The organism is Microcoleus sp. D2_18a_B4 (genome assembly GCF_036702475.1).
GTDB lineage: Bacteria > Cyanobacteriota > Cyanobacteriia > Cyanobacteriales > Microcoleaceae > Microcoleus.
This window is the reverse complement of record NZ_JAUBTL010000015.1, coordinates 35361-51017: the sequence shown is the minus strand read 5'-3', so window position 1 is coordinate 51017 and position 15657 is coordinate 35361. Positions and strand designations below refer to the sequence as shown.

Annotated in this window: 11 protein-coding genes and 1 tRNA gene; 5 read left to right on the top strand and 7 right to left on the bottom strand. The window is 44.7% G+C overall.

Translation table 11 applies throughout. The annotated features are described in order from the left end of the window. The first annotated feature begins 42 nt into the window (after positions 1 to 42). From QUB04_RS11545 to QUB04_RS11530, 4 genes are all read left to right on the top strand, one after another. Entirely contained in the window at positions 43 to 489 is a 447-nt protein-coding gene (locus QUB04_RS11545; protein WP_333284274.1) for a response regulator, read from the top strand. A gap of 306 nt (positions 490 to 795) precedes the next feature. Next, positions 796 to 948 (top strand): hypothetical protein, encoded by a 153-nt coding sequence (locus QUB04_RS11540; RefSeq protein WP_333155876.1) that lies wholly within the window; start codon positions 796 to 798, stop codon positions 946 to 948. Between the two features lie 91 nt (positions 949 to 1039). Next, a complete protein-coding gene (locus QUB04_RS11535) occupies positions 1040 to 2542 on the top strand; it encodes an ATP-binding protein (protein ID WP_333284272.1) in 1503 nt (500 codons plus the stop codon). Between the two features lie 124 nt (positions 2543 to 2666). Next, positions 2667 to 3755, top strand: a complete 1089-nt coding sequence (locus QUB04_RS11530) for a response regulator (RefSeq protein ID WP_333284271.1) — start codon at positions 2667 to 2669, stop codon at positions 3753 to 3755. Positions 3756 to 3984: 229 nt separating this feature from the next. On the opposite strand, the gene QUB04_RS11525 is transcribed toward QUB04_RS11530, so the two are convergent. The 4 genes from QUB04_RS11525 to QUB04_RS11510 form a co-directional block, all read right to left on the bottom strand. Then, positions 3985 to 6591 carry a PAS domain S-box protein gene (locus QUB04_RS11525; RefSeq protein WP_333284269.1) on the bottom strand — a complete coding sequence of 869 codons (2607 nt, stop codon included), beginning with the start codon at positions 6589 to 6591 and terminating at the stop codon, positions 3985 to 3987. Continuing rightward, the gene (locus QUB04_RS11520) at positions 6588 to 6983 is read right to left on the bottom strand and encodes a response regulator (protein ID WP_333284267.1); all 396 of its coding nucleotides are present in this window, start codon (positions 6981 to 6983) and stop codon (positions 6588 to 6590) included. The genes QUB04_RS11525 and QUB04_RS11520 overlap by 4 nt, the downstream gene beginning before the upstream one ends. A gap of 127 nt (positions 6984 to 7110) precedes the next feature. After that, on the bottom strand, positions 7111 to 8547 hold the full coding sequence (locus QUB04_RS11515; RefSeq protein WP_333284265.1) for a response regulator: 1437 nt from the start codon (positions 8545 to 8547) through the stop codon (positions 7111 to 7113). Beyond that, on the bottom strand, positions 8540 to 11407 hold the full coding sequence (locus QUB04_RS11510; protein ID WP_333284263.1) for an ATP-binding protein: 2868 nt from the start codon (positions 11405 to 11407) through the stop codon (positions 8540 to 8542). The genes QUB04_RS11515 and QUB04_RS11510 overlap by 8 nt, the downstream gene beginning before the upstream one ends. Positions 11408 to 11774: 367 nt before the next feature. Here QUB04_RS11510 and QUB04_RS11505 point away from each other — a divergent pair. Continuing rightward, positions 11775 to 11847, top strand: a tRNA-Arg gene (locus QUB04_RS11505). Between the two features lie 66 nt (positions 11848 to 11913). Here the strand turns inward: QUB04_RS11505 and QUB04_RS11500 are convergent. The 3 genes from QUB04_RS11500 to QUB04_RS11490 form a co-directional block, all read right to left on the bottom strand. Continuing rightward, positions 11914 to 12198: a flagellar alpha dynein gene (locus QUB04_RS11500; RefSeq protein ID WP_333284260.1), complete on the bottom strand. Its 285-nt coding sequence runs from the start codon at positions 12196 to 12198 to the stop codon at positions 11914 to 11916. A gap of 32 nt (positions 12199 to 12230) precedes the next feature. Next, positions 12231 to 12554, bottom strand: coding sequence for a hypothetical protein (locus QUB04_RS11495; RefSeq protein WP_333284258.1), 324 nt, complete (start codon positions 12552 to 12554; stop codon positions 12231 to 12233). 139 nt (positions 12555 to 12693) lie between these two features. Continuing rightward, on the bottom strand, positions 12694 to 15435 hold the full coding sequence (locus tag QUB04_RS11490; RefSeq protein ID WP_333284255.1) for a DUF3854 domain-containing protein: 2742 nt from the start codon (positions 15433 to 15435) through the stop codon (positions 12694 to 12696). Between the last annotated feature and the right edge of the window lie 222 nt (positions 15436 to 15657).

The following is a 15657-nucleotide window of genomic DNA, read 5'->3' as shown; positions in this document are numbered from 1 at the left end:
AAAATTCAATTTTGTTTTTATACTTTAAAGGATACGCCGGTTATGAGCGATCGAAGCACTGTTAGACCTATAGAGATTCTGCTGATTGAGGATTCTCCCAGCGATGCCGATTTGGCAATAGAAGTCCTCAATCAGGGTAAAATATTGAATAACTTGCATTTTGTGGAGGATGGAGTCGAAGCAATCAAGTTTTTGCGCCGAAAAGAACCCTATCTCAGGGTACCTCGTCCCGATTTGATTTTGCTCGATTTGCATCTGCCGAAAAAAAGCGGTATTGAAGTGCTAGAAGAAATTAAAAGTGACCCAACCTTAAAATTAATTCCTGTAGTGATTCTCAGCACTTCAGCAGCTCCCGAAGATATTTTTAAGTCATACTCCCTCCACGCCAACTGTTACATAACCAAGCCAGTAGACTTCGTAGAATTTACTAAGGTAGTCAGGTTAATTGAGGACTTCTGGCTGGCAGTCGTCAAACTTCCTCTAAATTAAACGAACAAATGCTTTGCTTATGAGCGCTCTAAAAATTTTTAACCTATGGAAATTCTGCTGGTGGATGATTTGCTCAGCGAGGCTGAATGGACTTTATAAAAGCTGGCGATCAGCCAAGCTTTAACAATTTGCATAAGAGTAGAAGATATGGTATCAGGAATATAATTCTTGAATAAAGAAGGCTTGTCTGTTCGCGTTTTCCTCCTAATTTAATTCTGCTTAACTTAAGTTTGCCTCAAAAAACGGTGATAAATATGGATAAAAATCTACTCAGCACTCAAGTTAAAAATGATTCCGGTGGTAATTATGACAACCTCAGCAGCCGATGAAGAGATGCTCAAGTTTTATGCCCTGTCAGCCCGGTGCTACATCACTAAGCCTATCGATTTTAGTCAAGTCGCTAAGCTGGTGAGATGGATTGAGGATTGGTGGCTGGTGGTGGTGACAGTTCCCAAATAATAATTTTCAAGTTGAAAATGGTAAGGGAAAGCAAAAAAGTTTAACCTAAAATTGGTAGAGTAAAAATTTTACAGTCAAAAACGTCTAAGCTATGTGGATTAAGATTCTGTTAGTAGAAGACAATCCTGCTGATGCTGATTTGCTTGCAGAACTGTTAGAAGTATCTGTGGGCGTCCAGTGGGAACTGGTGTCTGTTGAGTTCCTGCATGAGGCGATCGCCCAACTGTGTAAACAACCCTTTGATGTAGTTTTGCTCGACCTTTCTTTGCCAGACAGCCGCGGTTTGGAAACGCTAACTCGCCTGCGGGAAGTTGCTCCTGATGTGCCAATGGTGGTAATGACAGGCTTGGACGATGAGGCGATCGCCCTAGAATCAGTTCGCTTGGGAGCTCAAGACTATATTGTTAAAGGTCAAATTACTACTCAATTATTAGTGCGGACGATCCGCTACGCGATCGAACGATCTCAAACATTTCAAATGCTGCGGGAAAGCGAGCGCCGCTTTCGGGCGATTTTTGACTCGTCGTTTCAGCTAACGAAGCTGCTGACTCCCGAAGGAATTGTGCTGGAAGTGAACGAGACAGCCCTTGATTTTGCCGGATTGCGATCGGAGGGTATTGTGGGCCGCCCGATTTGGGAAATGGCGATTTGGGCCCAGTCGCCACAGGTTTCCGAACAATTGCAATCGGCGATCGGCAAAGCAAGTCGTGGCGAGTTTTTCCGCAGCGAAATCGACTTGTTAGGCAAAAGTGGCCAAATTATGACAGTTGATTTCTCACTGAAACCTGTTAAAAATGAAACAGGACAAGTTTTGCTGCTGATTGCCGAAGCCCGTGACATTAGCGATCGCAAACGAGCAGAAGCGGAAATTCTCAAAGCCCTGGCACGAGAAAAGGAACTTTCACAACTGCGAGCTAAATTTGTCACAATGGTTTCCCACGAGTTCCGCACACCTTTGACAACCATCCAATTTTCGGCGGGATTGCTGCAAGATTACAGCTCTCAGTGGCCCCAAGAGAAAAAATCTACTCATTTTGTGCGGATTCAATTAGCAATTAAACGCATGACAGAGTTATTAGAAGATATCCTCGTAATTGGCAAAATCGAAGCCAATACCTTGCAGTTTCAACCGGTTTCCTTAAACCTCGAAAAATTTTGCCGTCAACTGGTAGAAGAGCAGCAGCTCAACGACAGCAACCAACACCCGATCGCCTTTCAATATGAAGGCGACAACTGCGATGCTCAAATGGATGAAAAACTGCTGCAGCAAATCTTGGGAAATGTCCTCTCAAATGCCATCAAATATTCCCCCGTCGGCAGTACAGTTTCCTTGCACCTCAACTGTCAAAACAAAGACGCTGTTTTCCAAGTTCAAGACCAGGGCATCGGCATTCCCCAAGCCGATCGAGAGCGGATATTAGAAACTTTTTACCGAGCTACAAATGTCGGCACTATTTCGGGAACCGGTCTCGGTTTAGCAATTGTGAAGAGGGCTGTGGAACTTCACGGCGGCCAACTTGCGATCGACAGCCAAGAAGGAAAAGGCACAACTTTCACTATTACCTTGCCTCTAATTTGCCCTCCCAGTCAATAACAACTGAATTATCAACTATATATATCCGCGATTTAACGATTAATTAAGCGCATAACCAACAAACTTATCAAGTGTCTGAACCCAGATTTTTCCAACCAACTACTAACTAAAAGGAGCTATCACCGTGGCTAAGATTTTGGTAATAGAAGACGAAGAAGCGATTAGAGAAAATATTTTAGAGTTGCTGGAAGCCGAGAATTTTGAAGGAATAGGAGCAATTAATGGCAAAGTCGGCATCAAATTGGCGATCGAAAAAATCCCGGATTTAATTTTGTGCGACATGATGATGCCGGAAGTAGACGGTCACGGCGTCATCAAAGCTTTGCGCTCCGAACCCTTGACTGCCACAATTCCGTTTATTTTCCTCACAGCCAAAGCCGATAAAGTTGACGTTCGCACGGGCATGGAACTGGGAGCGGACGATTACATTACTAAGCCCTGTACGCCGCAAGAACTGCTAAAAGCCATTGCTATTAGACTTGAAAAACAAAAAACAATTAGCCGACAATCTCAAAAGACGCTAGACGAATTACGCACTAATATTAGTATGTCACTGCCCCACGAATTGCGGACTCCTTTGAATGCAATTCTGGGTTTTTCTGAGCTAATTCTGTCAGAATATCAGGTCTTAGAGGAATCAGATATCTTAGAGATGATCGGTCAAATTCAAACTTCGGGTCATCGCTTGTATCGGCTAATTCAGAACTTTTTGCTGTATGCAGAACTGGAGATAGCAGCCACAAATCCCGAACGGCTCAAGGAGATGCGAAACAGCGAATTTAGCTGTGTAAAATCTTTGCTGAGTCAAAAAGCGCGACAGCAAGCAAAACACGCGAATAGAACAGACGATTTACAATTAAACTTGCAAGATTCGTCGGTTGCTATTGATTCTGTCAGACTCGCAAAAATTGTTGAAGAACTATTGGACAATGCCTTCAAATTTTCTTTAGAAGGAACGCCTGTTTTATTAAGCAGTTTGGTCGAAAATCAGACTTTTATTCTGTCTGTCAAAGACCAAGGCCGCGGCCTGACTGCCGATCAGATTGCACAGCTAGAAGCTTACAGGCAGTTCGATCGCAAACTTTACCAACAAGCAGGTTTGGGATTGGGCCTGGCTATTGTTCAACGCCTTGTAGAATTGCACGGAGGAGAATTTAAAATAGAAAGTTTGCCGCAGCAAGAAACCATAGTTTGCGTTTCCCTGCCTGTCTAAACAATGATTATTCAGTTTCCAAAAAGAATACAACTGTAGGCAAACTCCCAACCCTTATGGAATAAATCATTGCCAATTCTCAAATCTAAACTCTAATATCATGTCCGGTCGATTACCCAAATCAGGTAGGGGCGGGTTCACCAACAATATCTGCCAATAATTGACCATCTCAAAAACCCGCCCGGCCGGGATATTATGGTCAATCGATCGGACATGATATAAAATGGTATTATGCAGGAGCGATCGCTCCTTTCAGACACCGCTGCATATAAATTTGAGCTACCTTATCATTAGGGTTGATTTCCAAGCAGGCCGAAAACAATCTTATAGCTTCGCCCCAGTTGTCACTATAGTAGAGTACCAAAGCTTGCTCAAAGATTGTCTTTGTCTCTAACTTTTTCTGTCGTAACTCTGGCGGATCGGCGGCAAACACTTCATAAACTGTTACCATCCGCGATTTGCCTTTAACTGATACGCGATCGATCAACCTCAAATCATAAATATCGTTCAAGTGTATAAAAGTATTGTGAGTAATTAACATCGAAACTCCATACTCTTTCGTCAAAGTTTCCACGCGGGAGGCTAAGTTTACCGCATCGCTAATCACCGTGCTGTCCATCCGACTTTGGCCGCCAACCGTGCCTAACATCAAAGAACCCGTATTGATTCCTATGCCAATTTGCAGCGGCGGGCGATCGGGTCGATTGCGACTCATATTATACTCGTTAAGCTGTTCTAGCATAGCAATTCCAGCTTTCACAGCATCGTCCGCACTGCCATCAAACAGCGCCATAATCGCATCGCCAATGTATTTATCAATAAAACCAAAATTCCCAGTAATTGCCGGTTCCATTCGCGACAAATAACCATTAATAAATTGAAAATTTTCTTCAGGGCTCATCGTTTCAGAAAGAGAAGTGAAATCGCGAATATCTGAAAACAGCACCGACATTTCTTTCTGTACCTGATCGCCTAATTTTACTTCCAGAATACTTTCATATCCCAGAAAGTGGAGAAATTCGTGCGGTACAAACCGCCCGTAAGCATCTGTTAATTTTTCTTCCGCTGCTAAAGCTTTTTCCAAATCGTCTGTGAATTGGCGGCGCTCGGTTTCTACCTCTAGACGTTCCGTGATGTCTTGAAAAGCGGCGAGCGCGTAAACTATGTTTTTCCGTTCGTCGTAGATTGGAGTCGCCCAAACCTCGATCGGCACAATCCGATCCGACCCACGAATTTCTAGATCGTCCATACGCACAAATTCTCCCCGCAACGCCCGAACAATCGGTTGGCTATCCCTCGGGTACAATTGATTAGTTCGAGCGTCGTAAAAATGATAAGCTTCAGGAAATTGGTCAGTATCCCCATCAAAAATTAAACCTTGGGCTAGTATCCTTTCGCCCCAAGAATTCATGTAAAAAGGTTGACCGTTACCCTCCACAACAAATATTCCCACCGGCATCGCTTCCAGGAATTGAGTCAATCGGCTTTCGTTTTCTGACAGTGCCTCGTTTAACTTTTCTTCGGCTGCCAAAGCTTTTTCTAAATCAGTAGTAAACCTGATTCGTTCCACTTCCACCTCTCTTTGCAAACTAATATCCTTAGCAAAACCCTGGTAGTAAAGCACTTCACCGTTAGCATCATAAACTGTGCGCGCATACTCAGAAATCCAGATAATGCTGCCATCTCGACAGTAAACCTGAGACTCAAACTCACACAGAGTACCGTGCTGTTTCATGAGCGCCAGAAACTGTTGACGGCGGTTCGGTTCCACGTACAATTGCTGCTGAATATCATGAATACTTTCTATCAGTTCGGACGGGGAATCGTAGCCGTACATTTCCGCCAGAGCAGGATTCGCACTGATAAATAGTCCGTCCGGCGTCGTCTGAAAAATACCTTCGAGAGCATTTTCAAATAGGCCGCGATACTTCTCTTCAGCTTGAATTAGCGCCGCTTCAGCTTCCTTGCGTTCAGTTATGTCACTAAAAGCAATAATCGCAGAGGAAATGTCGCCTGTAGAATCATAAATTGGAGTTGCCCAACTCTCTACAGGAATAATCTTGTCGCCAGTCCGAATTTCTACAGCCTCAGTCCGCACATTTTCGCCCCGAAGCGCCCGCATTATTGGCAATTCTTCCACGGGCCATCTTTGATTAGTTCCGGTTTTATAGAATTGATAAATTGCTGCATTCTGCTCCGAATTAATAGGCGGCACACTGCCTTTGCCAAATACCTCCCGTGCCTTCTGATTTGCGTAAAAAGATTGACCGTTCGCATCAAGCACGCACACCCCTAACGGCATAGCTTCCAGGTATTGCGTCAACCGACTTTCGTTTTCGTGGAGTTGGGCAATCAGGATCGCTTGCTGGCGATTTAATTTTGCCAGCTCCTGATTCATCTCTTGAAGTTCTCTTTGTTTTTCAGCTAATTGTTTATCTTGAAAATATCTGTATATTGCCTCAGTCACAGTTAATTTTAAGTCATCACCTTGCCAAGGCTTAGATATGTATCGGTACAATTTAGCATAGTTAATAGCATTGGTTACCGCCTCCAAATCAGCCTGCCCCGTCAGCATAATCTTGAGAGTGTTCGGCGAGATGGCATGAACGTTTCTTAAGAGTTCATCTCCTTTCATATTAGGCATGATATGGTCGGAAATAACCACAGGAACTTCATACTGTTCTGCTAAAAGTTCTGCCAGCAGCTCTAAAGCTTCTTCGCCGCTTTGGGCCGTTTCAATTAAATATTTATCTTCAAAGGCTTTTAGCAGGTCTATTTCCAGACTATCGAGTATAGTCTGCTCATCATCGACACAAATAATGACTGGTTTTTTCATAAATTTGCTAGACCAGACTTAATCGCTGCAATTAATTCTTGACTTTGCCAAGGTTTTTGTATAAAAGCATGAAGATTGGCTTGAATTTTGGCTCGTTCGATTGCTTCTTTGTCTGCTTGCCCCGTCAGCATCACTTTCACAATTTGCGGATATTTGTGATGGATTTTAATCAGCAACTCATCTCCTTTCATTCCGGGCATCAACCAATCAGAGACAATCACTAGAATCTTAACCTCAGCTTCATATAGCTCTTCAATAATCTCCAGGGCTTCGGCAGCACTTTCAGCAAATTCGCAAAGATATTTACCGTTAAATGCCTGTTGCAGTTCAATTTCCAGACTTTCCAACACCCCTAATTCATCGTCAACACACAAAATTGCTGGTTTAGACATCGCTAGTTTCCTTCTTTAGTTTGGGAGGGTGAACCCCGATGGGTAAGCACACCGTTTTCCAACTTCTACATTCCGCGCGGGTAGACGGCAAATTTTTAGCCCCCGACTTCACTCAGGGGCGCTTTACCTACTCTGTTACATTAATCGGCAAAGATACTGTAAATGCAGTTTTACCGGGTACGGACTCCACATCAATTTGACCCTGATGTTTTTCAATTATTTTTTTGACAATATCCAGTCCCAACCCGCTGCCTTCTCCCGCAGGTTTTGTAGTAAAAAACGGCTCAAAAATTTTCGGAATAATCTCCGGTTGAATCCCCTTACCGCTGTCAATAATTTTTACCAAGACGCTGGTATCTTGCTGTACCGCGTCAATTGTTAAAGTTCCGTGATTGTCCATCGCTTGTAAGGCATTGTGAATTAAATTTGTCCAAACTTGATTGAGTTCATCGGGATAACACAGTACCGCCGGCAATTGAGCTTGATAGTTTCTGACAACTTCCACACCCTGCTTGATTTGGTTTTGATAAAGAGTTAATACAGTTTCAATTCCCTCCGTAATATTCACCTGTATTTTTTCTCCATTTACATCGTAACGCGCATAATTTTTCAGAGCAAAGACGACTTTTGCGGCCCGTTCAGTAGCGGTAGCGATGGTTCGGGCGCTTCTGTGAATGCTAGCAAAGTCGTAGGCCGTTTTTATAATATTTTCGCTGTCAGGGTCTTTGAGCAACGGCAAGAATTCTTGCAGATTTTCCTGCAATCCGATATTGACTAAAATGCTAGCAAGGCTGTCAGCATTTTCAATCCCTTCCGACTCTAGTTGCTGCTTCACGCCTTTTTTCAATCCCCGTTTTTCTCGCGTAGATAAAGAGTAAGTTTGTTTGCTGGAACTGTACATCAAACTCACGAAATCCTGCTGGCGTTCGGTTGATAGTTCTTTAAAAAAAACTGGCAAACTTTCAAGATTATTATCCAAAAAGCTGGTAATATTTCCAATAGACGATCGAATCGCCCCCAATGGCGTATTAATTTCGTGAGCAATGCCCGCAATCAGTTGCCCTAATGCCGCCATTTTTTCTGATTGCACTAATTGATTCTGAGTAGCTTGCAGTTGGTGTAAAGTAACTGTAAGTTCATTGTTTTTCTGTTGGAGTTTTTTTCGCAACTGGCAGATTGCTAAATGGGTTTCTACCCTCACTAGAACCTCTTCCACCTGAAAGGGCTTGGTAATATAATCTACCCCGCCCACAGCAAATGCTTTGACCTTATCTAGTACGTCATTAACCGCGCTAATAAAAATCACCGGGATGTCGCAAGTTCGTTGATCGGCTTTGATTTTTTCGCAAACTTCATATCCATTCATTTCGGGCATCATAATATCCAGCAAAATCAAATCGGGAGGCATACCTTTTGCCGCCGAAAGCGCTAAATCGCCGCTAGGTACGGGGCGCACTTTATAGCCCTTGCCATTCAAAATTCCGGCTAGCAGCCGCAAATTAGCTGGGGTGTCGTCAACTACTAAAATATTACCGCGATCGGTGCTAGGAATGTCGTTATTCATGGGATATTGCTTCCGAGATTAAATTTAAAACTTTGTCGTACTCAAAATTTTCTATACAATTTGCGATCGCACCGGCCGTTACTGCATCCTTTAATCGAATTTGCTCGATCGAGCTATCAATTAAATCCATATCTGCATTGAGTATCGCTAGCTTTAAACCAGCTACCAGTGCATCAGGCAATTTCACGAAATCAGCCGCACTCATTGCGCGATCGCCCTCTTTGATTGCCGATAAATTAGTTTGACCAGGCTCTTCATAAATATAGCGCACTCCGATATGTTTGTGCATAGCATCAAAAATATCGGCTTCCCGGAAAGGCTTCCTCATAAAAGCATCGCAGCCCGCCGATAAAATAACTGCCCGTTCTTCCTCCAAAACACTCGCTGTCAGCGCAATAATCGCAGTAGCTTCACCTTTAATAGTGCTTTTAATGTATTTCGTAGCTTCGTAGCCGTCCATCACAGGCATTCTGATGTCCATCCAAATTAGATGCGGTTCCCAACTCTCCCAAATCTCAATAGCTTCTTGACCGTTATTAGCTTCTTTTAGTTCAAAACCCAGAGACTGGAGGATTTTAATTAACAATTGGCGATTTAGCGGTTTGTCGTCTACTATCAAAATTCGATAGGTGTTTTGGTTTGGTGCCAGGGCAATAACATTGCGGGTCGGTTTTGCGCTTTCAATATCAGGCGCATTGACCCCACTAACTTGAATGTCAAACTTAAAATTAGTTCCCTTGCCAACAGCAGAAGAGACGCTCATTTCGCCGCCCATTAATTCCACAAATTTGCGGCTGATTGGCAATCCCAAGCCTGTACCTTCTTGCGAATCTTTACCTGTCTTAGTTTGCACGAAAGCTTCAAAAATATCATCTAATTCATTGGTAGCAATACCGGGGCCAGTATCTTCGACTTCAAAATGGAGGAAGAAGGAAGAGGCAGAAGCCACCTCGTCATTTTGGGGTACAAAAATCTGATTTTCCGACTGACTAACTTGAGATATCTTAAGACCATTACTTGGGGTAATTTCTGTATTTGTTGATGGTTCAGGATCATCAACTTTTCCCCCTTCTGCCTGCTGATTTATGCCTGACGACTGCTTGCTAACTCGGACCCATACACCGCCCTTCTCGGTAAATTTAAGAGAGTTATTGAGCAGATTAATTAAGATTTGCCGCAATTTCAACTCGTCAGTTTCTACGTATTGTGGCACTTCGAGACTGCGCTCAAAAACTAACTGCAACTGCTTGTCAGCAGCTTTGATTTTAAACATATCTTCCAAGTCGTTTAGCAGGCGATAGAGGTCGAATTTTTTGGGATTTAGGGTGGTGCGCCCCGATTCAATTTTAGATAAATCTAGCACGTTATTAATCAGGGTGAGCAGGTGTTCTCCGCTGCTGCTAATTATGCTAATATTTTCTTGATGTTCTGGGGATAGAGTTTGGCTGCGAGTCATCAGTTGGGAAAAGCCGAGAATTGCATTGAGAGGCGATCGCAATTCGTGGCTCATATTAGCAAGAAATGTGCTTTTAGCTTGGTTCGCTACTTCCGCTTTGTCTTTAGCTATAGCCAATTCTGCCGTCCGCTCTTGCACTCGCTGTTCTAAAGTTTCAAAAGATTGTTGCAGTTGTTGAGCCATGCTGTTAAATGACTTGGCTAATTCCCCCAATTCATCAGAACGTTCGCTTTCTACTGTTTTGTCCCATTCACCTTTAGCAATACTTTTGGCGGCTGTATTTAAGCTCAAAATAGGATTTGTCACCCACTGAGAAGTCAGAATGCCGATCGCCACAGCTACTCCTAAAGCTGCGAAACAAAGCAAAACCGCTGTGTGGGTATTGGCATCGATTTCTTTGGTAAAATCTGCTTCGGGAACAACTACGACAATCAGCCAGTCTAAACCTTTGCCGTCTTGGAACGGCAGGACTTTTAAAAATTGTCGCTTGTCATCTATTTCAAAGCTCAATAACTCTGGTCTTTTAATTTGGTCTAATTTTTTAAACTTTGCAGTCAAATATTTAGCTGTCGCTTGAGTAAAATGGTTGCTGCTTTCTTCCATTTTAAACAATTGTCTTTCATTACCTTTAGTACGAAACGGTTTTTCTGTTGTGGAAGTTGCTAACAAAGTACCCTGGCGATCGACAATAAATGTTTGACCGGATTTGCCCACTTTGAGACTGTTGAGAAATCTTCCAATATGGTCGAGACGCAAAGCAGCAAATAATACTCCTTCTAGCTGATTTATGTCGCTGTATACGGGTTGGAGAGCACTGATAAGTAATGTCGGTTCTAGTAAGGAAACATAAACCGAACTCCAAGTGGGTTTGCCGACTTCTACGGCTTTTTTGTACGCAGGATGTTGCCGATTATCATAGTTTTTGGCAAGGGTGGTAACTGTAGTGCGATCGCCTCGCTCGTTCGTATTGTAAGAATTAAAATTTAACCCAGTAGATGTGTCTATCACATTCATCGTTCGGGAGCCGTTAGAAAGTTGTTCACCGGATCTATAATCTCCCTTCTCGTTGCCAACCGAGGTAAAATTGATATATGGATATAATTGTACTTGTCGCCAAAGATATTTCTCCCAAGCTGATAAGTTTTCCATCTTTAACAAGCCGAGCTTGACAGCATCCAGCTTGGTTTGATTGATTTGATGGGGAGTTGTCAGGTAAACTTGGAGGTTTTGCTCGACACGCAAACTCACCTCGCTCATTAACTGACTGGCAAGGTTATTAACTGCTTTTTGTCCGTTTCTAAAAGACAGATATCCGACGAGTCCCACGGCTCCCACTATTTGCAGTACAAATGGAACTATGAGAACAGTTCGCAGCGGTAATTTGTCTAAAATTTTAGAAACCATAAAATTGAGAGGTTGGATGAACTTAGTCTAGAACCGTATTTGCACAACCGGTCTTAACAGCAGCCGCCTTTATTTCCTGCCGATTAGCTAGGGGGAATTGATGCGGCCTATTTTAGCTGTGGTAGATGCTCGACGGCGATCGAATGTGAACCTAATGTTTGCTCGATTAAAGTCTATTATTTTACCCATTGTCGTATTATTGTCACCATTTAGGTAGAATTTGCAGTCTCTGGCTTCGAGAACTGCCTGATACCCGATCGCGCGGGCGAGTTTAACCCGCATGGCTCAAGCGGTTTGGAGACAGCTCAGGAAATTTGCGATCGCACTCGCCATTTTCCGCAAGACGTGTTATACTCTAGAAAGTCGAGGGCACGTAGCTCAGTGGATAGAGCATCAGGTTCCGGTCCTGAGGGTCGGGGGTTCAAATCCCTCCGTGCTCACTTTCTATGTCTTTTGCGGAGTAAGGGTTTCAGGTTAATTGTATTACCGACAGTCCTATTTTCCGCTCAAATTTCGCTCCCATCTGTTCCAAGTATCTCCAAAACTGCCTCCATATCTGCCAAGTTTGCGCCGGACTTTTTGCGCCGCGCTTTCAACTGGTTGAGCAAGTCGGCCGGCTCTGGAAATTTTGCGACGGTCGGAGCCGAGTTTTTATTTTCTTCCCGATCGCGCCGCGCTTCCTTGAGCTCTTGCTCCAGCATCTGAACCTTCAGCCCCAAATCGCCGTTGCGCTCGTGTAACTGATTCAGTTCCTTGTCCCATTCTGCAAGTTGCTTGTTGGCTGCTTTCAATTCCTGCCTGAGTGATTCATCGTTGCCGTCACTCAGGCACTCAATTTTCCCAGCCGTTCCTCAATGGCGGCCATCCGTTCCATCACCGGGTCAAGGCTTGAACTTACAACTTTGTCTACAATGTCTACAATGTCTGTAGACACGACGCTATCATTGCTTCGTGTAGACAAATCTGTAGACACTGTAGACGGCGCGTTAGTGTCGCTTGGTGTAGACAGCGTTGTAGACGTGCCTGATACTTCCTTAAGAATGCGTTGTGCAGCTTGACTCACCGACTCACCATCTAGTTTCTGAGCTTCTATCCAGTTCAGGAAGTGACCGGAAGCCCTGAACGATACGACTTGACTTTGACTCATTGTAGACACCTGTATACAGTATTTGTCTACAATAACTGATAGCTGTCTACACTGTCAACATATTGTAGACAAAACTTGTAGACACAAAAATCCCCCAGTTAAGGGGGATAGGATTGAGCCGTTAGTTGTCAGGCAGTGGCTAAATTTTCCGCAGGTCACAGAACAGCATTGAGATTATCCGGCCGCCCTTGTGTTTTTCTCGCTCTTGCCAGTCAACCTTGCAACTGATGCTCGTGTGAATCTCAACGATGCGGCCGTGCCAGTTATAGCTAGAGTCCTCTGGTTTGTTGCCAGCCACTTTGTCTCCGACCCTGAAGGCTTTGAGCGGGTCTGAACAGGGGATGCCTGTGAGTAACTCTGTCAGTTTTTGCTTGTCGGAGTCGGAAAGTTTAGAGAAAGAATTGCAAAAGTCTAAAATAGTTGGCAAAACTGCTTCACTTGCTTCACTTGTTCTGCTAGTAAGGGTTGTAGGTTCACTCATTGCTTCACTCGGTTTAGTGAGTGAAGCAGCAAGTGAAGCTGTATCCCTTTCACCGTGGGAGAGTGAAGCAAGTGAAGCAAAAGTCTGCACAATTCCAGACAAATAGAATTGCCCTTTAAGTGGATCAAGGCTGCCACCCTCCGTATGCCGTACTTTTTGAAGCTTAGGGAAAATCTCTGAAAACCTTGCAAACACTTGATTTATGGCTTTTACAGGCGTGTCGTATTTGTTGGGTAGGTCATGCCAAATCAGTTTATCCTTGCGCTCGCCATTGCCCGATTCAATTTCTAGTGTCCCCGTTTCTACGTACCACTCTTGGAGACGTTCCCACAAATCCTTGATGTAGACGCGGCCGCCAGCTTGTGCCTCAATGCCGGCGTCGCGGACGAACTGCCAAAGGTGGCGGCTTTCCTCCTGAGCCTTCTGCATCGCTTCCTTGGTTGCCTTGTAGTCGATACCCTCGGAAAGTAGCAGCGGCCACCGCTCCAACATCTTGTTGAGCATAGCGGGTGCAATCTGTTCCAAAATGAACTTTTCATCATCCTTGAAGCGCGGGTCAGCTTCTAATTGCCCCTCAGCAGCGATCGCGTTTTTGGCGTAGGTCTTTTCAAAATTCAGAATTCCGTACCGACCCTCGATCGCCTCGGTTCCTCCGGTGATGGATGGCAACTTATTGCAATTAGCAAAGAAAGTAGCAATCGGCTTGTATTCGTGGCTGTCCTTACCTTTGGGTTCAATGTCGATCGGGTCACCAGTAATGAACTGCTTAAGACTCTGAATATTGTCTAGGTCTACTTTTGCAGTGTTCTCTGAAGCCCAGTTACAGACACCCCCTAGCAGACCCGACAGATTAAACTTGCGGCCGGTGTCATAGGCTCTGAAGTCAGACAAAGACTTCCCAGTCATTCCATTTCCATAAACCGCAGCGAGCACGGCGCGCAAAGTGTCCTTACCATTGGAGCCTTCGCCGTGACAGAGCAAACCTTTTACCCCCCGCCCCGTCAACTTTGAGCGCACCAGTTTTAGGTTGAGTGCAGCAGCAGCCGTCCGCAGGAAAATTTCTCGCTGCGAGGGCTCCAAACATTCTAAAAGGCGATCGCAATCTGCCGGGTCAATAGTGGGGTCATATTTACACCCAACATAGGTGTAGATGTTGTTTGGATCATGTGGCTCTACCTTATAAGTGCCGTCAGGATTGACTTTGATTACCCCATTAAGGGTATTCAAGCCATCAGGATTAATCGTGTTTGGATCTACCGCAAACCCTGCAATTACCCAGTCATAGACCTGGTTAATGCTTGCAGAATTTGCATATTTCTTGCGAGGGACTGATCGAACCATCTCAACGTAGTTACTCAGATAATCCCGGATACGTCGCTTCTCTACCACTTCTAAGCGCAATTCGTAATGAGTGCCAGTGAATCGATAAAGTAGCCCCGCGATAGATACCCAGTGACCCTCAGAATAGAGATATTCCTCGGCTTTTAGTACAAAGTTTTGCTCTCCGACAGGCGCTGTATCTGGGATGTAGTCGCTTTCACTACCAGAAGATGACAAGGATACTACATTCTCATGTGTGCGCGGGTGAGGAGTTAGAGAATTATTAGGGTTTGTGTCATTTTTGCGATCGGCTTTCTTGAGCTGTTTCTCCCACTTGGCTAGAGTTGGCGCGCTTGCTACAGCCTCCTTGAATGCCTCACCACCGTTAGCTTTGATAAAATCATCCATCCCTTTAAACTTGGTATCCCAAACCGTGACGTGTACCTCGCAACCCTCTTGTTCCAGTAAGCGGCCAAACTTCAAAATGGCTGCACGGCAAGATGGGTTGGCCGCATAGTCGGAGTCAAAGTCGATGTAGTGGATGGTGTCGGGCTGTGCCCACTCCCTGACAAACCTTGCCAGTTTTCCGTCTTTACCCCAATTCCAAACACCCGTGAGTGCGATAACAGCTAGGTCAAGACTTAAACCAGCGCCGGACTTTTTGGCTCCCTCTGTCCAATGACGGGGGATGGATTTGTCAGCGTGAACTTTTGCCCAATAATCTTTATCGGGCATCGCTAGGAAGATTGCGTCGGGCTCCATGCCGCTACCTGTGAGGTATTTGCGCTCCTTGGAACCTTCGGGATGATGTGGTTTGTCGGGCTTGCCTTGGCCGTACCGCGTACCCATAAATACGCCTGTCCGCCAGTTAACGCCACGATACCACCAGCCCCCTGTTTTAATGGGTTCTTTGGGGCATACCCGCTCGTTGAGTTCTTTGACGGTCAGCGATTCGATGTTGAGACGTGCGATCGCTTCCGATACGGCTGAGCCTTCAACCCATTCAGTTAGGTGCTTCGGGATAAAAGGATTGAAATTTTGAGATGCAGAATTTGACCCGGTGGGGTAGGATGTAGTCATATGCCCTCCTTTGGGCGACGTGATCTAAAAGACTGCTGCGACCTGGGTACCAATCAGAAGCAGCGGTTTTTTAGTGGGTTAAAAAGTTTGGAGCCACGCATAAGCATGAGGTACCGCTCCGCAAAGTTAATAAGCGGACGCGGGTACACTGTCGGTATGGCTGACACCTATCAAGCCATTGCAGAATTTAGGGATGAGAAGAAGATTTTTCAAGAGTTGGAT

Coding starts and splice junctions, on each gene's coding strand:
- QUB04_RS11535 (WP_333284272.1), top strand. CDS start 1,040: ATGTGGATTAAGATTCTGTTAGTAGAAGACAATCCTGCTGATGCTGAT.
- QUB04_RS11520 (WP_333284267.1), bottom strand. CDS start 6,983: ATGTCTAAACCAGCAATTTTGTGTGTTGACGATGAATTAGGGGTGTTG.
- QUB04_RS11490 (WP_333284255.1), bottom strand. CDS start 15,435: ATGACTACATCCTACCCCACCGGGTCAAATTCTGCATCTCAAAATTTC.
- QUB04_RS11515 (WP_333284265.1), bottom strand. CDS start 8,547: ATGAATAACGACATTCCTAGCACCGATCGCGGTAATATTTTAGTAGTT.
- QUB04_RS11495 (WP_333284258.1), bottom strand. CDS start 12,554: ATGAGTCAAAGTCAAGTCGTATCGTTCAGGGCTTCCGGTCACTTCCTG.
- QUB04_RS11525 (WP_333284269.1), bottom strand. CDS start 6,591: ATGAAAAAACCAGTCATTATTTGTGTCGATGATGAGCAGACTATACTC.
- QUB04_RS11540 (WP_333155876.1), top strand. CDS start 796: ATGACAACCTCAGCAGCCGATGAAGAGATGCTCAAGTTTTATGCCCTG.
- QUB04_RS11545 (WP_333284274.1), top strand. CDS start 43: ATGAGCGATCGAAGCACTGTTAGACCTATAGAGATTCTGCTGATTGAG.
- QUB04_RS11510 (WP_333284263.1), bottom strand. CDS start 11,407: ATGGTTTCTAAAATTTTAGACAAATTACCGCTGCGAACTGTTCTCATA.